Raw genomic sequence first — 22,427 nt, forward strand, 5'->3', positions numbered from 1 at the left:
GTGGCCCGACCGTACCGGGACCGGGGCCCTTCCCGTGGCGGGACGTAGGCTCGCGGGCACCGTCATGCGCCTGCCACCCGACCGTCCCCGCCAGCTGCTGCTCGCCGTCGACGCTCCGTCGCTGCTGCACCGCAACCACCACGCCCGCGCGCACTCCGACCTGCGCGACCGGGGCGGCCGCCCGGCGTGGGCACTGCACGGGATGCTGCGGCAGATCCTCGAGGCCGTCGACCAGTTCGCCCCGGACGCGGTGCTGTTCGGGCTCGACGACCGCACCTCGTCGGAGCGCGAGGCGGCGTACCCGGCGTACAAGGCGGGCCGCGCACCCAAGGACGCGACCCTCGTCGACCAGCTCGAGCGGGCCGGCGCGCTGCTGGACGCGCTCGGCCTGCTGGCGGTCACCCCGCCCGGGCTCGAGGCCGACGACGTCAACGCCACGGCGGCGACCTGGGCCGAGCGCGAGGGGTGGAGCTGCGTGCTCGTGACCTCCGACCGCGACTCGTTCGCACACATCAGCGAGCACACGTCGGTGCTGCGACTCATCGACGGCGGCATCTCGGCCTCGCCGTTGCTCACCCCGCAGCGGCTGCACGCGATGTACGGCGTGGCGGCGACGAGCTACCTGGAGTTCGCCGCGCTGCGCGGGGACGCCAGCGACAACCTGCCCGGCGTCTCCGGCATCGGCGAGAAGACCGCTGCCGTGCTGCTCGCGCAGGCCGGCTCGATGCAGGCCGTGTGGGCCGACATCGACCACTGCGCCGGCGCCACCGTCGTCGCGGCGGTCGACTCCTGGTGCGCGGAGACCGGCACTGCGCGGGTCGGGCGGCGGCTGCTGACGCGGCTGACCGCGCCGGGGGCGCGCGAGCGGTACGAGTTCAACCTCTCGATCATGCGCGGCCGCGAGGTCGACCTGCGGCTGACGCCGGACGTGCCCGGGTCACCGGGCCTGCTGCCGCTCGACGCCGACCGGGTCACCCGCGTCGTCGGCCACCTCGGCGTCGAGTCGACGACCGCGCTGGCGCTGCGCGTGCTCACCGAGCCGCCGGCGTCCGTCGGGCGCGGCGCGTCCTAGCTCGGGTGCTCGTTCCGCGCGCACCATCGTTCAATTGCGCGGTTTTGTCGCCTGCCGGGCCCCGAAACCCGTCGCCATCGTTCAAGTGCGCGGTTTTGTCGCCTGCCCGGCCCGAAACCCGTCGCCATCGTTCAACTGCGCGATGGTGCAGCCCCAGCCAGCAGCCCCGACCCCGGCCGGCAGCGCCGACCTCAGCCCAGGTGCCGGTCCAGCCACTCGCCCAGCACGTCGTACGCCGCGGCGCGCGGCGCGGGCAGGGACAGGAAGACGTCGTGCCGGGCGTCGACGACCGGGACGACCGTGGTCTCGCCGCCGAGGCAGCCGGCCCAGCGGGCGATCTGCTTGACGTCCAGGACGGTGTCGGCGCGGTCGCTGGCGTCGGTGTGCTCGCGGGCGTAGTGGGTCTTGTCCGAGCGCAGCACGAGCGAGGGCACGCCGACCTCGAGCCCGCGGTGGAGGCGGGCGTGGCCGCGGCGCACGGCGTTGAGCCAGCCGACCGTGACGGGGAAGCCCTCGAGCGGCTTGAGCACGACGTCGTAGTCCCACTCGCCCTTGCCGCTGGTGTGCAACGAGTCGCCGTACACCGTGCTCTTCGGCAGGTCGAGCGCCCGCAGCGGGGCGACCTTGGCCAGCACGCGCAGCGCCTGGGTCACCGGCCCCCGCAGCACCGGCTGGCCCTGCAGGTCGAACCACGGGCTGTTGAGCACGAGCCCGGCGACCGGCGCGGTCCGGCCGGCGCGACGCCGGCGGTCCAGCCACAGCGGCGTGATCAGCCCGCCGGTGGAGTGCGCGAGCACCACCACCGGGGTGTCGACGCCGTGGTCGGCGGCGATGATCTCCATCGCCCGCTCCAGCTCGGCGTCGTACTGCTCGAGGTCGGAGGCGTAGTGCGCGGTCTGGCCCGAGCGGCGCGCACGGCCGGACTTGCGCAGGTCCAGGCCGTAGAACGCCAGCCCGCGCTCGGCGTGGAAGTCGGCGAGGCCGGTCTGGAAGAAGTAGTCGGAGAAGCCGTGCACGTAGAGCACCGCGCCGCGCACCTTCTCCTCCGGTCGTACGACGCGGCGCACGACGACCGCGCACACCTCGCCCTCTCCGTCGGGGTCCGGGCCGAGCTCGAGCACCTGCTGCTCGTAGCCGTCCCCGAGCAGGTCCGGCTCCCAGGTCCCGCTCACGCGCCCACCTCCACGAGCTCGTCGGCCGCCCCGGCACCCGCCCCCGTCACCTCGGCGCCCGGCGTGTAGCCCGGACGCACGGGGACGAGCGTGCGGGACAGGTCGGTGCGCAGGGTGCGGAGCGAGTCGAGCACGTAGTTCTGCCGCACCAGCCACGGCGCCCGGTCGCCCTGGCGCGGGAACGCGCCGATCGAGCGCTGGACGTAGCCCGCGGCCAGGTCGAGCAGCGGCCGCGGCGACAGGCCACCGTCGACCTGCGGGACGACGGCCCGCTCACCGGTGCGCTCCATCCAGGCCAGCACCTTGGTGACCAGCCGGTGGGTGAGGTCGGCGCGCAGCGTCCAGGAGGCGTTGGTGTACCCGATGCACACCGCGAAGTTCGGCACGCCGGTCATCATCGCGCCGTTCCAGACGTACTGCTCGGCCAGGTCCACCCGCTGCCCGTCGACGTGTGGCTCGATGCCGCCGAAGGCGAGCAGCTTGAGGCCGGTGGCGGTGACCACGACGTCGGCCTCGAGGACGCGGCCGGACGCCAGCCGGATCCCCTCGGGCACGAAGGAGTCGATCCGGTCGGTGACGACCTCCGCGCGGCGGTCCTTGATGACGCGGAACAGGTCGGCGTTGGGGACCGCGCAGAGGCGCTGGTCCCAGGGGTCGTACGACGGCGTGAAGTGGTCCGCGACCAGCTGCGGGTCGCCGAGGATCCGGGTCGAGAGGCCCGTGAGCAGCTTCCGCGCCTGCTGGGGCCGACGCTGGCAGAACTGGTAGAAGGCCGTGCTGAAGGCGATGTTCTTCGCCCGGATGACGTGGTGGGCCGCGCCGGCGGGCAGCACCTTCTTGATCTTCTCGGCCTTCTTGTCCTTCGCGGGCACGGCGCTGATCCAGGTGGGCGTGCGCTGCAGCATGGTGACGTGGGCGGCCGCGCCGGTCGCCTCGGAGCCGCCCTCCAGCAGGGACGGCACGAGCGTCACGGCGGTCGCGCCGGAGCCGATCACCACCACGCGCTTGCCCGAGACGTCGAGGTCCTCTGGCCAGAACTGCGGGTGCACCAGCGCGCCGGCGTACGTCTCCACGCCCGGCAGCTGCGGGTCGTGCGGGTGGTCGTAGTCGTAGTAGCCGGCGCAGGAGTAGAGGAAGCCGCACGTCAGCGTGCGCCGCTCGCCGGTGACGGTGTCCTCCACGGTCAGCGTCCAGCGGCCCGCGGTGGTGTCGAAGTCGGCGCCGACGACCTTGCTGGAGAACCGGATGTGCCGGTCGATGCCGTGCTCGGTCGCCGTCTCGCGGATGTAGCGCAGGATCGACGGGCCGTCGGCGAGCGAGCGGCCGTCGCGCCAGGGCTTGAAGGAGTAGCCCAGCGTGTACATGTCGGAGTCCGACCGCACGCCCGGGTAGCGGAAGAGGTCCCAGGTGCCGCCGAGGTCCGCGCGCGCCTCGAGGACGGCGTACGTCGTGCCCGGCCGCTCGGTCTGCAGGCGGTACGCCGCCCCGACCCCCGACAGGCCTGCTCCGACCACCACGACGTCGACGTGCTCGCTCTGCTCCATGCCTGCCATCCTCCGCCAGCGGTCCGCCACACACTTGTCCCGACGCGACACGAACTTGCCCGATCGCGACACCTGCCGCAGGCTGGCCGGCATGGGTCACATCCGCTCGGCCGGCCTGCGCGGCCTGCGCGCGACCGTCGCCGAGCTCGGCGGGGACGCCGAGCGGCTGGCGCGTGCCGCGCAGCTGCCGGTCGAGGCGCTGGACCGCGACGACGTCTTGGTCGACGAGCAGGCGGCCGCCACCGTGCTGGAGCTCGCCGCCCGCGAGCTCGGCGCGCCGGACCTCGGGCTGCGGATCGCCGCGCGGCAGGACCTGGCGATGCTCGGCTCGCTCGCGGTCGCCATCCAGCACTCCCCCACGCTCGGCGACGCGCTCGCGTGCACCTCGCGCTACCTCTTCGTCCACGGCCGCTCGCTGAGCCTCACCGTCGGCCCGGACCCCTCGGGCGACCGGTCCGCCGCGGCGCTGCTCTACGGACCGGCGACCTCCGCGGGGCCGGTGCAGGGCACCGACCTCGGGGTCGGGTTCGTGCACCGCACGATCACCTACCTGGTCGGCGGGCCGTACGGCCTGCGCAGCGTCGACCTGCCCTACCGTCCGCCGGCCCCGGCCGCGGCGTACGAGGAGTTCTTCGGCGCCCCCGTGCGCCCCGGTCGCGACGTGCCGGCCGCGGTGCTGCGGGTGCCCCGCGAGCTCTCCCAGCACGAGCTGACCGGGGTCAACGACAACCTGCGGCTGCTCGCGCTCGCGTTCCTCGCCGAGCAGTCCCCCGACGTCGAACGCCGGCTGGCCCCACGGGTCCGCGCGGTCGTCCAGGAGGCGCTCGGCACCCGGCCGGTCGACGTCGGCACCGTAGCCGCGCTGCTCTCGATGCACCCCCGCACGCTGCAGCGGCGGCTGGAGGGCGAGGGGACGACGTTCGGCGCGCTCCTCGACGACGTACGCCGTCAGGTCGCCCAGCGGCTGCTCACCACCACCGACCTGCCGCTCGGCCAGGTCGCGGGGATGGTCGGCTTCGCCGAGCAGTCGGCCCTCTCCCGCTCGGCCCGGCGCTGGTGGGGCCGCGCGCCGCGCACCGTCCGCCGCGACGGTCCCGGCTGACCGGGGGGCGCTCCCGGGCACGAGCGAGTGGGCTGTCCCGGCCGCTGACGTGGGGGGACCGGCCGGAACAGCCCGACGGGCCACGGAGGCGACCCGTCCTGCTGGCGCCTTGCGGCAGTCATGCTCCCTCCAGCAGGCCCCCATCGTCCCCGGGCCCCCGACGGGCGAAACCCGGACTAGACCGGCCAGGTCCCGTCGGCTCCCTCGGTCCCGCCGGAGGTGTCGGGCCGGTCGTGGAGCGCCTCCAGCACGGCCTCGGCCAGCTCGGCGACCGGGACCCCGGCGCGCGCCGCCGCCTCGACCAGCCGGGCACGCGCGGCGTCCACGTCGATGCCCGACTGCTCGCTGACCACCCCGACGGCGGTGTCGACCAGGCGCTGCTCGGCGATCCGTTCAGGCGCGCGCTGCGCCTCGAGCCGGGTGCGGAAGGAGAGGTCGGCGTTGGCGACCGCGCCGGGTGCCCAGGCGCCGAAGACCTCGGCGAGCTCCTCGTGGTGACCGGTGAAGGCGTTCCCCGACGCGCCGTAGAGGTTGATGCTGCCGACCACCCGGCCGCCGTCGAGGATCGGGAGCGTGAGGCTGCTGCGCACGGCACGAGCGGCGGAGGCGCGGGCGAAGAGCTGCCAACGGTCCTCGTCCAGGACGTCCTCGGCGGTCTCCTCCCGGACGGACTCCTCGGCCACGGCCTCGACGCAGGGCCCGCCCGCGAGGTACTGCACCGCGTCGAGCACGGTGACGTCGGCGTCACTGGCCACGAGCGTCAGCACGATGCCGTCGCGCAGGTGGCACAGGCTGAGGCCGAGGCAGTCGGGCACGATGCGGCGCACCTCCCGGCCGGCGGCGACGAGCTGGTCCAGCACGTCGTCGGGGTCGGCGTCGAGCGCCGGGTCGACGGCGGGGTCCAGCTCGAGCTCGTCGATCGCCCGCCGCGTCTCGGGGAGCGGTTCCATCGCAGCCATGCCGTGCGCCTCCTCGGCCGGCGTCCGCCGGGTGCGGGCGGGGTACCCGATCGGTGGGCGGCGATCCGCTCGCGGCGCTACTGCACCATCCGGAAGAGCGGGCTCGTCGGCTCGACGACCTGGACGCGGATGCCGGACCGGGTCATCCGCTCCAGCAGCGGCGCGTAGTCGGCCGGCCGCTGCAGCTCGATGCCGACCAGGGCCGGCCCGGTCTCGCGGTTGGAGCGCTTGATGTACTCGAAGAGCACGATGTCGTCGTCGGGCCCGAGGACCTCGTCGAGGAACATCCGCAGCGCGCCGGGCTCCTGGGGGAACTCCACGAGGAAGTAGTGCCGCAGCCCCTCGTGGACGAGCGCGCGCTCGACCACCTCGGCGTACCGGCTCACGTCGTTGTTGCCCCCGGAGAGCACGCACACGACCGTCGACCCGGGCGCGGCGACGGCGTGGTCGCGGACCGCCGCGCTCGCGAGCGCCCCGGCGGGCTCGGCGATGATCCCGTCGGACTGGTACAGGTCGAGCATCTCGACGCAGACCAGGCCTTCGGGCACCGCGAGCACCGGCGGGCGGTGCCGGGCGGCGACGGCGTGGGTCCAGTCGCCGACGCGGCGCACGGCCGCGCCGTCGACGAAGGAGTCGACCGCCTGGAGCGCGACCGGCGCACCCGCGGCGAGGGCGGCGGTCATCGACGCGGCCCCCGCCGGCTCGACGCCGACGACGGTGACCTCGGGCGCGCGCTCGGCGAGCACCGTGAGCAGCCCGGCGAGCAGGCCGCCGCCACCCACGGGCGCCACGACGGCTGCGGGGGTCCGGCCGGCCCGGGCGAGCTGGTCGAGGACCTCGAGCCCGACGGTCCCCTGGCCGGCGATCGTCCGCGGGTCGTCGAACGCCGGCACGACGACCGCGCCGGTGGTGGCGGCCAGCTCCCTGCAGCGGCGGTCGGCGTCGTCGTACGTGTCGCCGTCGACGACCACGTCGACCAGCGGCCCGCCGAGCGCCGCGATCCGGGCGCGCTTCTGCCGGGGCGTGGTGCGCGGCAGGAAGATCGTGGCCCGCACCCCGAGGCGGGAGCAGGCGAAGGCCACGCCCTGCGCGTGGTTGCCCGCGCTCGCGCAGGTGACCCCGCGCTCGCGCTCCTCGGCGCTGAGGCCGGCCACGAGGTTGTAGGCGCCGCGACCCTTGTAGGAGCGGACCTCGTGGAGGTCCTCGCGCTTGAGCCAGACGTCCAGGCCGGTCACGGCCGACAGGCGGGGCGACGGCTGCAGCGGGCTCGTGCCGACGACGTCGCCGAGGAGCCGGGCCGCGTGCTCGACGTCCGACGCGGTAGGCAGGTCCACGCCCGCGACCCTAGACCGGGTCGTTCGTCCCTCCGTCGGCCGGCGTCCCGTCCGACCCGGGCGCGGGCTCGAGCAGCGCCACCGCCAGGACGACCGCCGCGAGGCCGAGCGCTCCTGCCAGTGCGGCCAGCCCCTTCCCGACCGCGGCGTCCGCGGGCGCGGGCGGATCGCTCTGCATCGCCACCCCCACCACGGCCAGCAGCACCGTGTCGACGACGAGCACCAGCAGGACCAGCCCGAGCCCCTTGACCATGGCCCGACCCTGCCAGCCGGGACCCCCGGCTGTCGCCGGCCGCGCCGACGTGGTCGAGTGAGGGCGGACCGGAGTCCGCGCCACCCATTCTTGACTTGTTCCAGAAAAGCCGCCAGGATGCAGGCATGCCGATGCCCGACTTCGCAGCCATGCTGCGCGAGGCCTCGCTCCGCGTCACCAGGCCCCGCCTCGCGGTCCTCACCGCGGTCCACGAGCACCCCCACGCCGACACCGACACCGTCATCGGGCACGTCCGCGCCGACCTCGGCGCCGTGTCCCACCAAGCGGTGTACGACGTCCTCCGCGCGCTGACCGACGCCGGGATCGTCCGCCGGATCCAGCCCGCGGGCGCGACCGCGCGCTACGAGTCGCGCGTCGGGGACAACCACCACCACGTCGTGTGCCGCTCCTGCGGCACGATCGCCGACGTCGACTGCGCCGTCGGCCACTCCCCCTGTCTCACCGCCTCCGACGACCACGGCTTCGTGGTCGAGGAGGCGGAGGTCGTGTACTGGGGCACGTGCCCCGCGTGCGCGGCAGCCCGCACCACCACTGCCTGACCCGTCCACCAGTACCGCAGCCGGAAGGAACCAGATGACCCAGGACGACAACGCCCCCGTCAGCCCCCAGGGGGTCGACCGCAAGGCCGAGGGCGGCTGCCCGGTCATGCACGACTCCGCCGCCGCGCACGGCAGCGAGAGCGAGAACCCGGCGATCGACTCGCCGACCCCGGCGACCGACCGCCGCCCGCACACCAACCAGGACTGGTGGCCCAACAGCCTCGACCTGACCCCGCTGCACGCGCACTCCTCCAAGAGCAACCCGCTCGGCCCGGACTTCGACTACTCCGAGGAGTTCAAGAAGCTCGACCTCGCCGAGCTGCGCCGCGACGTCGTCGAGGTCCTCAACACCTCCCAGGACTGGTGGCCGGCGGACTTCGGTCACTACGGCGGCCTCTTCATCCGGATGAGCTGGCACGCCGCCGGCACCTACCGCATCTACGACGGCCGCGGCGGCGCGGGCGAGGGCTCGCAGCGCTTCGCCCCGCTCAACAGCTGGCCCGACAACGCCAACCTCGACAAGGCCCGCCGGCTGCTGTGGCCGGTCAAGCAGAAGCACGGCCAGAAGATCTCCTGGGCCGACCTGCTGGTCTACGCCGGCACCGTCGCGATGGAGGACATGGGCTTCCAGACCTTCGGCTTCGGCTTCGGCCGCGAGGACATCTGGGAGCCGGAGGAGATCATCTGGGGTCCCGAGGACACCTGGCTGGGCGACGAGCGGTACGCCGGCGAGCGCGAGCTCGAGGAGACCCTCGGCGCGGTCCAGATGGGCCTCATCTACGTCAACCCCGAGGGCCCGAACGGCAACCCCGACCCGGTCGCCTCGGCCCGCGACATCCGCGAGACCTTCGCCCGGATGGCGATGAACGACGAGGAGACCGTCGCGCTCATCGCCGGCGGCCACACCTTCGGCAAGACCCACGGCGCCGGCGACGCCGACCTCGTGGGCCCCGAGCCGGAGGCCGCCCCGCTCGAGGAGCAGGGCCTGGGCTGGAAGTCCTCCTTCGGCTCCGGCAAGGGCAAGGACGCCATCACCTCCGGCCTCGAGGTCACCTGGACCTCCACGCCGACGCGGTGGAGCAACGACTACTTCAAGTTCCTCTTCAAGTACGAGTGGGAGCTGGAGAAGAGCCCGGCCGGCGCCTGGCAGTGGGTGGCCAAGGACGCCGACGCCATCGTCCCCGGCCCGACGCCGGACAGCCCGCCGCGCCGCCCCACGATGCTGACCAGCGACCTCGCGCTGCGCTTCGACCCGGACTACGAGAAGATCTCGCGCCGGTTCCTGGAGAACCCCAACGAGTTCTCGCAGGCCTTCGCCAAGGCCTGGTACAAGCTGCTCCACCGCGACATGGGTCCGGTCGACCGCTACCTCGGCCCCTGGGTCCCGGAGCCGCAGCTGTGGCAGGACCCGGTCCCGCCGGTGCAGGGCGAGCTGGTCGGCGACGCCGACGTCGCGGCGCTCAAGACCGCCGTGCTCGAGTCCGGCCTCACCATCGCCGAGCTCGTCTCGACCGCGTGGGCCTCGGCGGCGTCGTTCCGCTCCACCGACAAGCGCGGTGGCGCCAACGGCGCGCGGATCCGCCTGGAGCCCCAGCGCAGCTGGGCGGTGAACCAGCCCGAGCAGCTGGCCTCCGTGCTCGAGAAGCTCGAGTCGATCCAGGCCGAGTTCAACGGCCGCGGCGGCGCCCAGGTCTCCCTGGCCGACCTCATCGTCCTCGCGGGCTCCGCGGCGGTCGAGAAGGCCGCCCAGGACGCCGGCGTCGAGGTCACCGTGCCGTTCCACCCCGGTCGCACCGACGCCACGCAGGAGCAGACCGACGTCCACTCCTTCCGCGTCCTCGAGCCGCGGGCCGACGGCTTCCGCAACTACCTGCGGGGCGGCGAGAAGCTCCAGCCGGAGAAGCTCCTCGTCGAGCGCGCCTACATGCTCGACCTGACCGCGCCGGAGATGACCGTCCTGGTCGGCGGCCTGCGGGCGCTGGGCAACAACGTCGGCGGCGTGCAGCACGGCGTGCTGACCGACCGGCCCGGCGTGCTGTCCAACGACTTCTTCGCCAACCTGCTCGCCCCCGGCACGCAGTGGAAGGCCTCGGAGTCGGAGGAGAACGTCTACGACATCCGCGACGCCGCCTCGGGCGAGCTGAAGTGGACCGCCACCGCGGTGGACCTGATCTTCGGCTCGAACTCCCAGCTGCGTGCCCTCGCCGAGGTGTACGCCAGCGCCGACGCCCGCGAGAAGTTCGTCCAGGACTTCGTCGCGGCGTGGACCAAGGTCATGGAGCTGGACCGCTTCGACCTGAAGTGACCCACCCCGGCTGACCCTCGGGTCACCCGCACGAGCCCGGCCGCCCCGCGAGGGGTGGCCGGGCTCGTCGCTTCTCGGGGCACTAGCGTGCCGCCGTGGTCCCGGACGTCCTGCTCGCGGCGGTGGCGGCGGCGTGGACCACGACCTGGCCGGTCCTCACCTTCCTGCTGGTCATCACGCTGGTCAGTGACCTGTGCGCCGACGCCCGGCTCTTCGACGTCGCCGCCGGGCTCGTGGCCCGCCTCGCCCGCGGCCGCACCCCGCTGCTCTTCGCCGCGCACTGCCTGCTGGCCACCGTCACCACCGTGCTGCTCGGCATCGACACCACCGCGGTGATGCTCACCCCCGTCTCGCTGGCCCTCGCGGCGCGGGTCGGCGTCGCACCGCTGCCCTTCGCCTTCGCCACCGTCTGGCTGGCCAACGCCGCGAGCCTGCTGCTCCCCGTCTCGAACCTCACCAACCTCCTCGCCGTCGAGCGCACCGGGCAGTCGGCCGGCGCCTTCATCTCCGACCTCTGGCTGCCACAGGTCGTCGTGCTCGCCGTCGTGCTCACGGTCCTTGCCCTGCGGCACCGGGCCGCGCTCACCGGGAGGTACGCCGCCCCGCCCGCCCTCCCGGCGTACGACGCCGTGCTGGTCGCCGGCAGCGCGACCGTCGCGGTGGGGATCGCGACGGCGACCGTGCTCGGCGCCCCCGCGTGGCTCGCGGCGACCGGCGGGCTGGTCGTGCTGGTGCTCCTGGCGGCCGTCCGCGCTCCGGGGCTCGTGCGGCCGCGGCGGCTGCTGCGCTCGGTGCCGGCGACGATCCTGGTCGCCACGTTCGCACTGTTCTCGCTGGTCGAGCTCGGGCTGCGCCTCGTCGACGTCGACCGGGTCGACTGGCCCGGCCCGGTCGCCACTGCCGTCGGGGCGGCCGCGCTCGCCAACGCCGTCGACAACCTCCCGGCCTGGCTCGCCCTCGCCCCGCTCACCGACGACGCCCTGCAGCCGGCGCTCCTCGTCGGCGTCAACACCGGCGGCATGCTGCTGCTGTGGGGCTCCCTGGCCAACCTGCTCTGGCGGCGGCGGTGCCGCCTCGCCGGCCTGCACGTCGGCTGGTTGCAGTTCCTCCGCGAGGGCCTGCTCGTCGTCCCCCTGTGCGTCGTCCTCGGCGCCCTCGTCGCCTGACCCTCGCCTAGTCGAGCGGGGGCGGGGTGGTGGCCAGACCGGGCCAGAGCCGCAGCTGGAGCTGGACGGCGAACCGCTGGGCGGGGTCGAGGAGGTCGAGGCCGCCGACCTCGCGGACCCGGCGCAGGCGGTACCGGAACGTGTTGGGGTGGACGTAGAGCGTCTCCGCGGCGCGGTTGACGTCGCCGAACGCGTCGAGCCAGGCGTGCAGGGTCGCCACGAGGCTGCCGTCGTGGTCCGCGTCGTAGGCGACGAGGCGGGCGAGCGGGCCGGCGACCGTCTCGCCGCGGGCCAGCACGCGGTCGCGGAGCTCCAGGACCAGGGAGTCGGTCTGCACGTCGACCAGCCGGGCGACGGGTCCGGCGGCGGGGTTGTCCCGCAGCACGCGGAGCACCCGGTCGGCGGTCTCCCGGGCGCGGGAGATCTCGGTGAGCGCGGTCGCGACCGGCCCGACGGCGACGACGGCGGGCAGCCGCTCGCCGATCCGCTCGAGGAAGTCGGTGGCGACGCGGACGGCGCGCGGCTCGCCCTCCTCGGCCGGGCCGGCGTAGGCCGCCAACCCGTAGGCGACGCCGCCGACGAGCGCGGTGGCCGAGCGGGGGTGGACCGCGCCGAGGTGCACGGCGAACGCGTCGGCCAGCCGCTGCCGCTCGTGGGCGACCAGCGGGTCGTCGCCGGCCTCCGGGTCGGGGTCGGGCACGGCGAGCGCCAGCACGAGCAGCGGGGTGTCGGCGAGGCCGAGCCGCTCGAGCGCCTCGCGCGCACCCGGGCCACCCTCGATGACCGACCCGAGGAGGTCGGCGCGGACCCGCCGCTCGACGTCGGCGCCGGCCCGCACCCGCAGCAGGTGGAGGGCGACGAGCTTGGCGGCCTCGCGCAGCGCCTCGGTCCGCTCGGGTGACAGCGGCGCCGGGACGGCCGCCCAGATCGAGCCGAGCACCTCGTCGCCGGCGCGCACGGCGACCGCGACCCGGGGCATGACGAACACGTCGTCGGCGGCCGGGCCGGGGTCGACGAAGATCGGCTGGTCGCTGCGGTGCAGCTCGCGGAAGACTCCGAGCTCGCTGAGGATCCGCGAGTAGCGCTCCGGCACCTGGCGGCCGAGGATCGTCTCGACCCGGGACGGGTCGGCCTCCTCCTGCCGGCCGGAGAACGCCAGCACGCGCGAGCTGCGGTCCTCGATGGTGATGGGGGCGTCGAGGAGCGAGGCGACCGCGTTCGCCACGGCGAAGAGGTCGCCCGAGGGCAGCCCGCCGAGCGACTCCGACTCCGACCCCGACGCGCCCACGTCGCCCTCCACGAGCAGCGAGCGCAGCATCGCGGCCAGGTGGGTCCACGGCGTGCCGCGGCTGAGGCCGAGGACGGGTACGCCGGCGGCGTCGGCGGCCTCGCGCAGCTCGGGCGTCACCGCGACCGGTGCCCGGAGCACCAGGGCCGCGGCCTCCTGCCTGCCCAGGTCGCCGAGGAGCGCCACGACCGCGGCGGGGTCGTCGACCCCGATGCCGAGCACGAGCGCGCGGGGCGCCAGCACGGGCGCGTCGAGCGGGTCGTGGATCACCACGCCGCTGATCGCCTCGTCGCGCTCCCGGTCGCCGTGGACCAGCTCGAGCAGCGTGCTGCCGAGGTCGTCCATCACCCGGGCGAGGCTCGCGCGGGCCCGGGGACCCGGGGCCGGCGAGGACGACACGGGAGCGACCCTAGCGGCGCGCCGCCCGACGGGCTCCGGCACTCAGGCCGGCAGCCACTCAGCGCGCGTGGTCACCGCCGCCAGCCGGTCGGGGTCGGGGGTGACGCCGAGCCCGGGACCCTGCGGCACGGCGAGCGCGCCGTCCTCGAGCACGAACGGGTCGGTGACGTCGGTGGTGTAGTAGCGCGAGGACGCCGAGGTGTCCCCCGGCAGCGTGAACCCCGGCAGCGCCGCGAGCGCGACGTTGGCGGCCCGGCCGATCCCCGTCTCGAGCATGCCGCCGCACCAGACCGGCACGCCGTGGGCGCGGCACAGGTCGTGGATCCGGCGGGCCTCGAGGTAGCCGCCGACGCGGCCGGGCTTGATGTTGACGACCGAGCAGGCGCCCAGCTCGATCGCGGCGGCGGCCGACTGCGCCGAGACGATGGACTCGTCGAGGCAGACCGGTGTCCTGATGAGCCGCGCGAGCCGGGCGTGCCCGAGGACGTCCTCCTCCTCGAGCGGCTGCTCGACCAGCAGCAGGTCGAAGGGGTCGAGGCGGGCGAGGTGCCGCGCGTCGGCGAGGGTGTACGCCGTGTTGGCGTCGACCTGCAGCAGCACCTCGTCCCCGAACCGCTCGCGCAAGGCCCGCACCGGCTCGACGTCCCACCCGGGCTCGATCTTCAGCTTGATCCGCACGTAGCCCTCGGCCAGGTAGCCGGCCACGGCGTCGAGCAGCTGCGGGACGCTGTCCATGATCCCGACCGAGACCCCGGCGGGCACCCGGTCGCGCACGGCGCCGAGCTCGCGGGCGAAGGAGCGGCCCTCGACGCGCAGCTCGGCGTCGAGCACCCCCATCTCGAGCGCCGCCTTGGCCATCCGGTGGCCCTTGAACGGCGCGAGCGCCTCGGCGACCCGGGTGGCCTCGAGCGGCCCGGCCGCGGCCAGGGCCGGCACGAGGAACCGGCGCAGCACGTCGGCCGCGCCGGCGACGTACTCCGAGGAGTAGCGCGGGTCGGCCATCGTCACGCACTCGCCCCAGCCCTCGCCGGCGTCGGTGACGACGCGCAGGAGGAGCAGGTCGCGCGCGACCTGGGTCCCGAACGACGTCCGGAACGGCGAGACGAGGGGCAGGGAGACGTGGAGGAGCTCCACACCGTCGAGCTTCACAGGTTCCTCCGTACGACGTACCAGCCGGCTGGGTCGAAAGCGGTGATCCGGGCGCCCTCGGCGAGCGGCGTCCCGAGCGCCTCCCGCACGGCGGTGCGCCAGCGGCGGGCGAGCGGCGGGTCGGTCACGCGCAGGCCGCTGATGTCGCGGGGCACGGCGACCCGGAGCGTGGCGGCGTCGAGGCGACCCCGGACCGGCGAGCCGTCGGCGGCGGCACCGACGGCGGTCACGGCGCCCCGCTCCTCGGCGGCGAGGGCGGGCAGCGCGCGGGGCCGGACGCCGGAGCACGCGGCCACGACGTCGGGGTCGAGGAGGTGCCAGCGGACGAGCAGCCGGTCGGTCTCGTCCTGGCCGTTGAGGGAGTCGGGCATCAGCCCGTAGAAGTTGGGGAGGTACTCCACAGGCCGGGCGGCGAGCTTGGCCACGTTGAAGTAGGCGTTGCGGCTGACCAGCGGGTCGAAGGTCCACGCGATGTCGGCGACGCCGCGCAGCAGCGCCCAGCTGCGCTGGTGCAGCTTGAGCGCGAAGCCGACGCTGCGGCCGGCCATCTGCGGGGCCACGCCGGCGATGTGGCTGTGCAGCGCGTCGTCGCCCGGGGCATGGAAGAAGGCCACACAGGCCCCCACGAGCCGCCCGTCGGCGAACGCCCCGCCGACGTAGTTGCCGGCCTTGGTGAAGGCCCGGAGCAGCTCAAGGGTGACCGGCGGGTTGGCCGCCCGCCCCCAGATGTCGGCGTACAGCGCGACCACCCGCTCGAGCTCGTCGAGGCTCCCCAGCTCGCGGACCGTCACCCCGGCGGCGACCGCTGCGGCGTCCGCGGCCTGGACCGCGCGGTCGACGGGGTCCGCGGCGGGTTCGAGCACCGGTCCGGTGGCGAGGTGGGTCACGGGTCCGATGCTGCTGGCGCCGTCCGCGGACGTCATGGTCGAGCCCCACGAGCCGCGGCCACCGCGTTCGTCGGCGCGGCCAGCAGGTCCGCGACGAGCGCGCGCAGCAGCGCGGCGCGACCGGGCAGCGGGTCGAGCAGGACGTGCTCGTCGTCGGCGTGCGCACCACCGCCGACCGCCCCGAGCCCGTCGAGGGTGGGGGTGCCGACACCTGCGGTGAAGTTGCCGTCCGAGGCGCCGCCGACCGCGGAGGCGGTCAGCGGCGGGAGCCCGATCGAGGCCGCGACCGCGCGGGCACGCTCGAGCAGCGCGGCCGACGACGCGGCCTCCAGCGGCGGGCGGTTCGGCCCGCCGTGGACCTCGACGGCCGCGCCGGCGAGACTCGGTCGCAGCGCGCGTACGGCGGCGTCGACCCGGTCCTGCTCGGCGACCGACCGGACCCGGACGTCGACCGCGAACGACCCGGTCGCGGGGACGGTGTTGGTGGTGACCCCGGCCCGGGCGCTGGTCGGCGTCACGGTGGTGCCCGCGGCGGGGTCGCCGAGGGCGGCGACGGCCAGCACCTGCGTGGCCAGCTCGAGCGTGGCGTTGACCCCGCGCTCCGGCTCCAGGCCGGCGTGGGCGGCGCGGCCGACCAGGCGGACGTCGTACAGCGAGACGCCCTTGCGCTCGTGCTTGAGCGCGCCGCCGTCGGCCGCGGCCTCGAGCACCAGCGCGGCCTCGGCGAGCCGGGCCTCGTCCTCGACCAGCCCGCGGGAGCTGGGCGACCCGAGCTCCTCGTCGCCGGTGACCAGCACGGTGACGCCGTCCTGGCCGGCAGCCGCGTGGAACGCCATGGCGAGGCCGACCTTCATGTCCAGGCAGCCGGGGCCGCGGAGCACGCCGCCCTCGACCGTGCACGGGTGCGTCTTGAGCGAGCCGAGCGGCCAGACGGTGTCGTGGTGGCCGAGGAGCAGCACGCGGGACGGGCCGGTGCCGAGCCGCCAGCGCAGGTGGGTGCGGCCGTCGAGCACGATCCGCTCCGGCGCGGCGCCGAGACGCCGCTCGCCCACCCGCGCCACGACGTCCGCGGACCGGGCGACCGCCGCGAGATCGGTCGACGGCGACTCGCAGGCGATCATCTCCCGCGCGTCCTCGAGGACGGTCCCGAGGATCGCGTCGAGGTCCATCAGCCGACCTTCGGGGTCGCGCGGGCACCGTGGTGGAGGTACCGCTCGCCGGTCGGGAGCTCGAAGAACGTCACCGGGAACCAGGTCTCCGCCTCGGGCGGCTTGGTCAGCCACATCCCGGGCGCGCAGGCGACGAGCGCGTGCTCCTCGACGGGGTCGGGGACCATCTCCGCGATCGGACCGAGGACGGTCACCTTCAGCCGCGGCCCCTCGGCGCCGTCGAGCACCTCCATGCGGACGCCGGCCCGCTCGTAGGTGCCGAGGTACGGCGCGAGGTCGACGTCCGCAGGCGGCGTCGGCGGCACCAGTCGGGGCGGCATCGCGACGCCGGCGAGCTCGGCGAACAGCTCGCGGTAGAGGTCCTCGTAGAGGTCGCGCGCGCCGTCGTTGTTCGTCAGCAGCGTGACGGCGAGCCCGGCCTCGGGGAGCACGCGGAGGAACGCCGCCTGGCCGATGGTGTTGCCGTCGTGGCCGAAGACCCGGCGGCCGTCCCAGCCGAAGCGGATCCAGCCCAGGCCCCACGAGTCGCCCAGGGAGTGCACGTCGGGCAGGTCGGCCTGGTGGGCGGCCATCGCCCGCGCGGACTCCTCGGCGAGCACGCGGGTGCCGTCGGCGGCCAGCCCCTCGGCCAGGTGCAGCCGGGCGAAGGCCAGCACGTCGGCGGCGGTGGCGGTGACGAGCCCGGCCGGGCCGAGCGAGCGCGGGAGCTGCCAGACCGACGCGGGTTGCTTGCGGCCGTCCTCGGTGACGTGGCCGACCGCGGCCGCCTCGAGCAGCGCCTCCTCGGGCAGGGTCAGCGCGTGCCGCATGCCGAGCGGGCCGAACAGCCGGTCGCGCAGGGCCTGGTCCCACGTCGTCCCGGTCACCACCTCGATGACCCGGCCGAGCACGGAGAAGCCGGCGTTGCAGTAGGACCAGGTGGCGCCGAGGGGGTGGTTCTGCGTCTGGTCCTGCAGCAGCGCGACGTACTTCTCCAGGCAGTCGTCGCCGCGGCCGGTGTCGGTGAAGACGTCGCCGTCGATGCCGCTGGTGTGGGTGAGCAGGTGGCGCAGGGTGACCTGCTTGGTGACGTCGGGGTCGGCGAGCCGCAGCTCGGGCAGCACCTCGACCACCGGAGCGTCGAGCTCGACGAGCCCCTCGTCGACCAGCTGCATGACCACGGTCGCGGTCCACACCTTGGTGATCGAGCCGATCTGGAAGACCGAGTCCGCGGTGACCGGGGCGCCGGTGCGCAGGTTGAGCACGCCGTGGGTCGCGACGATCTGCTCGTCCTCGGAACCGCCGGTCCCGTCAGCGCTGTCGGCGCCGAGACGCAGGATGCCGAGCTGCGCGCCCGGGACGCCGTGCTTCTCGGCCAGCGCGGCGAGCCGCCGCTGCCAGTGAGCGACGTCGAGGCGCGGGCGGCCGCCGCCCAGGACGTGCCGCTCCACCCAGTCGACCACCCGGCGGGCGTAGTCGAGGCGGTGCGACGGGCGGCCGAGCAGGATGAACGCGTGCGCCGCGCCGGGGTAGAGCACCAGCTCGGTGGGCACCCCGCGGTGGCGCAGCGAGGTGTGCCACTGCTGCGCCTGCCCCACGGGACAGGTGCGGTCCTCGAGGCCGTGCAGCACGAGCGTCGGGGTGGTGACCCGGTCGACGTGGGTGATCGGTGACATGGCGGCGTACCGCTCCGGCTGCTCCCAGGGCGTCCCGCCGAGCTCGTAGGAGCTCATGCAGGTGCCGTCGTCGCAGGTGCCGTACATGCTGACCATGTCGCTGACCACGCCGCCGGCGACGCCGGCCTTGAACCGCTCGTCGTGGGCGGTGAGCCAGCAGGTGGTGAACCCGCCGTAGCTGTAGCCGGTGACCGCGAGCCGGTCGGGGTCGGCGATCCCCTCGGCGACGAGCGCGTCGATCGGCTCGAGGAAGTCCTGCGCGTCGGCGACGCCCCAGGCGCCGTTGACGCCGTCGTAGAACGCCTCGCCGTAGCCGTCGCTCCCGCGCGGGTTGACCAGCAGCACCGCCCAGCCGCGGGCGGCGAGCTCCTGGTGGTAGGGGTGCATCTCGTCGGCGGCGGCGTTCCACGCGTTGTGCGGTCCGCCGTGGACGTCGAGCAGCACCGGGCGCGGGCCGGGGCGGGCGGGGTCGCGGACCAGCCAGCCCTGCACCTCGACGCCGTCGGAGATCGTGAAGGTGCGCTCCTCGGGGAGGTACCGCTCGACGTCCGCGAACGGCGCGCCGTGGTCGGTCAGCACGGTCTCGGCGCCGGTGGCGAGGTCGAGCGCGACCAGCTCGCCGTACGACGTCGGCGTGGTGAGCACGACGACGGCGGTGTCCCCGACGACCGAGAGCCCCGAGACGACCCGGCCGGCGCCGGCGAGGACCGGCGTGGCGCGGGGCTCGTCCTGGCCCGGCTCGAGGGCCCACAGGTGGCTGCAGCCGCGGTCGCGGACGGCGACGAGCACGCGGCCGTCGGCGAGCTGGTGCGGGCGCGCGCCGGGGTACGCCGGCCCGCCGGCCATCACGTTGCGGTCGAGGTGCCCGGTGAGGTCGCGCGGCTCGCCACCGGCGAGGGGGACGCGCAGCAGGTGCTGGTGCCCGACGGGGGCGCCGGGGTGGCCGACCACCAGCAGGCTCGCCCCGTCGGGGGCGAAGACGACCGCGCCGGCGACCCCCTCGGCCAGGGCCACCACGCGCGGGGACGCCTTCGGGTCGGCCACGTCGAGCAGGTGGACGGCGGTGCGGAACGTGAGGTCGCTGTCCTCGCCGACGCGCCGCAGGAAGGCGATGGCGCGGCCGTCGGGCGACCAGGCCGGTCCGTCGGCGTGCTCGACGCCGTCGGTCACCTGTCGGCAGGCGCCCGTGGCCACGTCGACGACGTGCAGCTGGCGGCGCACCGGCCCGAGCAGCCCGGCGCCGTCGGACTGGTAGTCCAGCCGCCCGGCGACGAGCGGTCGGTGGGCGGCGGCCGGCTCGCGGGGGTCGACCGCAGCGGAGAGGACCAGCCGGGCGCCGTCGGGGCTCCACGCCGGCGCGCCGGCGCCGAGCGGCAGGTCGGTGACCGCGCGCGGCTCGTCACCGGCCGCGGCCACCACGTGCACCTGCCCGCCCCGCAGGAAGGCGATCGTGGAGCCGTCCGGCGACCACGCGGGCGAGGTGTCCTCGGGCCCGGCGGTCAGCGGCCGGGCGTCGCCGCCGGCGACGCCGACCAGCCACAGCCGGTCGACGCTGCGGTCCTCGGCCAGGTCGAGCGTGCGGACGACGTGGACGACGGTGGTGCCGTCGGGCGAGAGCGCCGGCTGCGACGGCACGGCGAGCTCGCCGAGGTCCTCGATGCGCGGGGTGCGGGTCATGGGTGGCTCCTTCGGAGGGTGCTGCCGGGGACGGCTGCCAGCAGGTCGCGCGTGTAGGGCTCGGCCGGCTCGGCGAGCACCTGCGCGGCGGGGCCCTGCTCGACGACCACGCCGCGGTGCATGACGGCGACGTACGACGCGACGTACCGGACGACGGCGAGGTTGTGGGAGATGAACAGCATCGAGAGGCCCAGCTCGCGCTGGAGCTCGCGGACCAGGTTGAGCACGGTGCCCTGGACCGAGACGTCGAGCGCTGAGGTGATCTCGTCGGCGACGACGACCGCCGGGCGGGCGGCCAGCGCGCGGGCGAGCGCGACCCGCTGGCGCTGCCCGCCGGAGAGCTCGGCGGGGCGCGCGTCGGCGCGGGCGGCGTCGAGGTGGACCAGCTCCAGCAGCCGCGCCACCTCGACCCGCCGGGCAGACCGGTCGAGGTCGCGGGGCATCGCCTCGGCGATGCTCGCGCCGATGGTCATCCGCGGGTCGAGGGACGAGAACGGGTCCTGGAAGACCATCTGCACCGGTCGCCGGCGCCCGCGCAGGGGCACCGGCTCCCCGTCGAGCAGGATCGACCCGCCGTGCAGGGGCGCCAGCCCGACGGCCGCGCGGGCCAGCGTGGACTTGCCCGAGCCGGACTCGCCGACCAGGCCGACGACCTCGCCGGGCGGGACCACCAGGGAGACGCCGTCCACGACGGTGCTGCGCCCGTAGCGGACGCTCACCTGCTCGAAGCGCAGCTCGCTCACGTCGCCTCCACCTGCGCCAGGGGCCGGCCGCCCGGGTCCACGTCGATCGGGTCCCCCGCGTGCCAGCACGCGACCCGGTGCGCCGTGCCGTCGCCGGCCAGCGGCGGGTCCTCGGCCCGGCAGCGGTCGCTCGCGAGCGGGCAGCGGGCGGCGTACGCGCAGCCGACGGGGACGTCGGCCGGGTCGACCGGACGGCCCGGGATGACGGTGAGCGGGCGGTCGAGGTCGGTGTCCATCGTGGGCACCGCGGCGACGAGCGCCCGGGTGTAGGGGTGCCGAGCGCTGGTCGTCAGACCGGTGGCCGGCAGGTCCTCGACGACGCGACCGGCGTACATCACCAGGACCCGGTCGCAGACGTCGCCGACGACGGTGACGTCGTGGCTGATGAGGACGAGCGCGACGTCGTCGGCCCGCCGGATCGCCTGGAGCAGGTCGAGGACCTGCTGCTGCACGGTCACGTCGAGGGCCGTAGTCGGCTCGTCCGCGATCACCAGCTCGGGGGAGCCCATCAGGCCCATCCCGATCATGGCGCGCTGGCGCATGCCGCCGGAGAACTCGTGGGGGTACTGCCGGACGCGGCGCTCCGCGTCGTCGATGCGTACGGCGGCGAGCCGGTCCACCGCGCGGTCCATCGCCTCGCGGCGACCCATCCCCTGGTGGTGGCGGGCGACCTCGGCGAGCTGGGCGCCGACGCGGGTCGTGGGGTTGAACGACGACATCGGGTCCTGGAAGACCATCGCCAGGGAGGTGCCGAGGTGGTGGCGCCGTGACTCACCGCCCGGGGCGGTGAGGTCCTCGCCGAGCACGTCGAGGCGCTCGGCGCGCACGTCGGCGAGGTCGTCGAGCAGCTGGGCGACGGCGAGCGCGGTGAGCGACTTCCCCGAGCCGGACTCGCCGACGATGCCGACCGCCTCGCCGCGGCGGACCGCGAACGTCACGCCGCGCACCGGCTCGACGCGGCCGTCGCGGGCCGGGAAGCCGACGTGCAGGTCCCGGACGTCGAGCACGAGGTCGGGTGCGTCGGCCTGCGGGTCCGGCTCCGCCGGCCCCGGCAGGGGCGTCGCCCGCGCGGCCCGCCGGCGCCGCGGGGCGACGCTCAGCTCGCCGGGCGAGGCGACGCCGACGGCCTTGGCCGCCGACTCGCCGAGGAGGTTGAGCGCCAGGCCGGCCAGCAGCACCGCGGCTCCCGGCGCGAACGCGGCGGCCGGGTTGACGTAGAGCGAGCCGACGCCCTCGAAGAGCAGCCGCCCCCAGTCGTACGCCGGCGCCTGCACGCCCAGCCCGAGGAACGACAGGCCGGCGAAGGACAGCAGCGCGGAGCCGGCGCCGATGGTGGCGTTGACGATCAGCGGCTCGGCGATGTTCGGGAGCACGTGCCGCACGAGGATGCGCAGCTCGCCGACGCCGGCGACCCGGGCCGCGGACACGTAGTCGTGCGCGGCGACGCCGGCGACGAGGGTCTGCACCAGGCGGGCGAAGCTCGGCGCGCCGGCGAACCCGACCGCGAGCACGGCGCCGGTGGCGCCCACCCCGAAGACGACCGCGAAGAAGAGCGCGAGCAGCAGGCCCGGGAACGCGACGGCCACGTTGACCCCGGCGACCACCGCCCGGCCCGCGCGCCGGCCGAGCAGCAGCGGCGCCGTGCCGAGCACCAGGCCGACGACGACCGCGATCGCGGTCGCCCCGAGCGCCAGCCCGATCGAGAGCCGGGTCGCCACGAGCGTGCGCAGGACGATGTCGCGCCCGAGGTTGTCGGTGCCCGCCCAGTGCTCGGCCGAGGGGCCGGCGAGGATGTCGTCGGTGTCGACGGCGCTCGCGTCGGCGGACCACAGCATCGGCGCGACCACGGCGAGGACGAGCAGCGCGAGGGTCAGCACCACGGCCGCCAGCCCGAGCGGCGTGCGGACGACACCCGCCCAGCGCGAGGCCCGGCGCGGGTCCCGGCCCGCTCGGCTCGGATCGCTCACCGCGTCGACCCCGGCGATCCCGTCCA

General features: G+C 75.3%; 17 protein-coding genes. 5 read left to right on the forward strand and 12 right to left on the reverse strand.

Annotated elements, in window-relative coordinates:
• Nucleotides 1-64 precede the first annotated feature (64 nt).
• On the forward strand, nucleotides 65-1,072 hold the full coding sequence (locus QWY28_RS02750; protein ID WP_300950768.1) for a 5'-3' exonuclease: 1,008 nt from the start codon (nucleotides 65-67) through the stop codon (nucleotides 1,070-1,072).
• A gap of 191 nt (nucleotides 1,073-1,263) precedes the next feature.
• Here the strand turns inward: QWY28_RS02750 and QWY28_RS02755 are convergent, their stop codons facing one another.
• Both QWY28_RS02755 and QWY28_RS02760 read right to left on the reverse strand, forming a co-directional pair.
• Nucleotides 1,264-2,244, reverse strand: a complete 981-nt coding sequence (locus tag QWY28_RS02755; protein WP_300950769.1) for an alpha/beta hydrolase — start codon at nucleotides 2,242-2,244, stop codon at nucleotides 1,264-1,266.
• A complete protein-coding gene (locus QWY28_RS02760; protein ID WP_300950770.1) occupies nucleotides 2,241-3,788 on the reverse strand; it encodes a flavin-containing monooxygenase in 1,548 nt (515 codons plus the stop codon). The genes QWY28_RS02755 and QWY28_RS02760 overlap by 4 nt, the downstream gene beginning before the upstream one ends.
• A 91-nt stretch (nucleotides 3,789-3,879) precedes the next feature.
• On the opposite strand from QWY28_RS02760, the gene QWY28_RS02765 reads away from it, so the two are divergent.
• Complete coding sequence (locus QWY28_RS02765) at nucleotides 3,880-4,890, forward strand: AraC family transcriptional regulator (protein ID WP_300950771.1); 1,011 nt, start codon at nucleotides 3,880-3,882, stop codon at nucleotides 4,888-4,890.
• 176 nt (nucleotides 4,891-5,066) lie between these two features.
• On the opposite strand, the gene QWY28_RS02770 is transcribed toward QWY28_RS02765, so the two are convergent.
• The 3 genes from QWY28_RS02770 to QWY28_RS02780 all read right to left on the reverse strand — a co-directional run bounded on the left by QWY28_RS02770 (nucleotide 5,067) and on the right by QWY28_RS02780 (nucleotide 7,436).
• Nucleotides 5,067-5,849, reverse strand: a complete 783-nt coding sequence (locus tag QWY28_RS02770) for a GAF domain-containing protein (RefSeq protein ID WP_300950773.1) — start codon at nucleotides 5,847-5,849, stop codon at nucleotides 5,067-5,069.
• A gap of 77 nt (nucleotides 5,850-5,926) precedes the next feature.
• On the reverse strand, nucleotides 5,927-7,183 hold the full coding sequence (ilvA, locus tag QWY28_RS02775; protein WP_300950774.1) for a threonine ammonia-lyase IlvA: 1,257 nt from the start codon (nucleotides 7,181-7,183) through the stop codon (nucleotides 5,927-5,929).
• A gap of 10 nt (nucleotides 7,184-7,193) precedes the next feature.
• Nucleotides 7,194-7,436 (reverse strand): hypothetical protein, encoded by a 243-nt coding sequence (locus QWY28_RS02780; RefSeq protein ID WP_300950775.1) that lies wholly within the window; start codon nucleotides 7,434-7,436, stop codon nucleotides 7,194-7,196.
• 125 nt (nucleotides 7,437-7,561) lie between these two features.
• On the opposite strand from QWY28_RS02780, the gene QWY28_RS02785 reads away from it, so the two are divergent.
• From QWY28_RS02785 to QWY28_RS02795, 3 genes are all read left to right on the forward strand, one after another.
• Nucleotides 7,562-7,996 (forward strand): Fur family transcriptional regulator, encoded by a 435-nt coding sequence (locus QWY28_RS02785; RefSeq protein ID WP_300950776.1) that lies wholly within the window; start codon nucleotides 7,562-7,564, stop codon nucleotides 7,994-7,996.
• Nucleotides 7,997-8,030: 34 nt separating this feature from the next.
• Entirely contained in the window at nucleotides 8,031-10,301 is a 2,271-nt protein-coding gene (gene katG, locus QWY28_RS02790) for a catalase/peroxidase HPI (protein ID WP_300950777.1), read from the forward strand.
• A gap of 95 nt (nucleotides 10,302-10,396) precedes the next feature.
• Nucleotides 10,397-11,467, forward strand: a complete 1,071-nt coding sequence (locus QWY28_RS02795; RefSeq protein WP_300950778.1) for an SLC13 family permease — start codon at nucleotides 10,397-10,399, stop codon at nucleotides 11,465-11,467.
• Nucleotides 11,468-11,474: 7 nt separating this feature from the next.
• Here the strand turns inward: QWY28_RS02795 and QWY28_RS02800 are convergent, their stop codons facing one another.
• Genes QWY28_RS02800 through QWY28_RS02830 form a run of 7 tightly spaced genes read right to left on the reverse strand, consistent with a single transcriptional unit; the run spans nucleotide 11,475 to nucleotide 22,401 of the window.
• Nucleotides 11,475-13,154 (reverse strand): helix-turn-helix domain-containing protein, encoded by a 1,680-nt coding sequence (locus QWY28_RS02800; protein ID WP_300950779.1) that lies wholly within the window; start codon nucleotides 13,152-13,154, stop codon nucleotides 11,475-11,477.
• A gap of 42 nt (nucleotides 13,155-13,196) precedes the next feature.
• Nucleotides 13,197-14,303: an o-succinylbenzoate synthase gene (gene menC / locus QWY28_RS02805; RefSeq protein ID WP_300950780.1), complete on the reverse strand. Its 1,107-nt coding sequence runs from the start codon at nucleotides 14,301-14,303 to the stop codon at nucleotides 13,197-13,199.
• Nucleotides 14,300-15,190, reverse strand: a complete 891-nt coding sequence (locus QWY28_RS02810; protein WP_300950781.1) for a GNAT family N-acetyltransferase — start codon at nucleotides 15,188-15,190, stop codon at nucleotides 14,300-14,302. Before QWY28_RS02810 ends, menC begins: the two co-directional genes overlap by 4 nt.
• A gap of 32 nt (nucleotides 15,191-15,222) precedes the next feature.
• Nucleotides 15,223-16,359 carry a M20/M25/M40 family metallo-hydrolase gene (locus tag QWY28_RS02815; RefSeq protein WP_300950782.1) on the reverse strand — a complete coding sequence of 379 codons (1,137 nt, stop codon included), beginning with the start codon at nucleotides 16,357-16,359 and terminating at the stop codon, nucleotides 15,223-15,225.
• Nucleotides 16,359-19,691: a serine hydrolase gene (locus QWY28_RS02820; protein ID WP_300950783.1), complete on the reverse strand. Its 3,333-nt coding sequence runs from the start codon at nucleotides 19,689-19,691 to the stop codon at nucleotides 16,359-16,361. Before QWY28_RS02820 ends, QWY28_RS02815 begins: the two co-directional genes overlap by 1 nt.
• The gene (locus QWY28_RS02825) at nucleotides 19,688-20,434 is read right to left on the reverse strand and encodes an ABC transporter ATP-binding protein (protein WP_300950784.1); all 747 of its coding nucleotides are present in this window, start codon (nucleotides 20,432-20,434) and stop codon (nucleotides 19,688-19,690) included. The genes QWY28_RS02820 and QWY28_RS02825 overlap by 4 nt, the downstream gene beginning before the upstream one ends.
• Nucleotides 20,431-22,401 (reverse strand): dipeptide/oligopeptide/nickel ABC transporter permease/ATP-binding protein, encoded by a 1,971-nt coding sequence (locus QWY28_RS02830; protein ID WP_300950785.1) that lies wholly within the window; start codon nucleotides 22,399-22,401, stop codon nucleotides 20,431-20,433. Before QWY28_RS02830 ends, QWY28_RS02825 begins: the two co-directional genes overlap by 4 nt.
• Nucleotides 22,402-22,427: the final 26 nt, after the last annotated feature.

This window comes from Nocardioides oceani, assembly GCF_030412965.1.
GTDB lineage: Bacteria > Actinomycetota > Actinomycetes > Propionibacteriales > Nocardioidaceae > Nocardioides > Nocardioides oceani.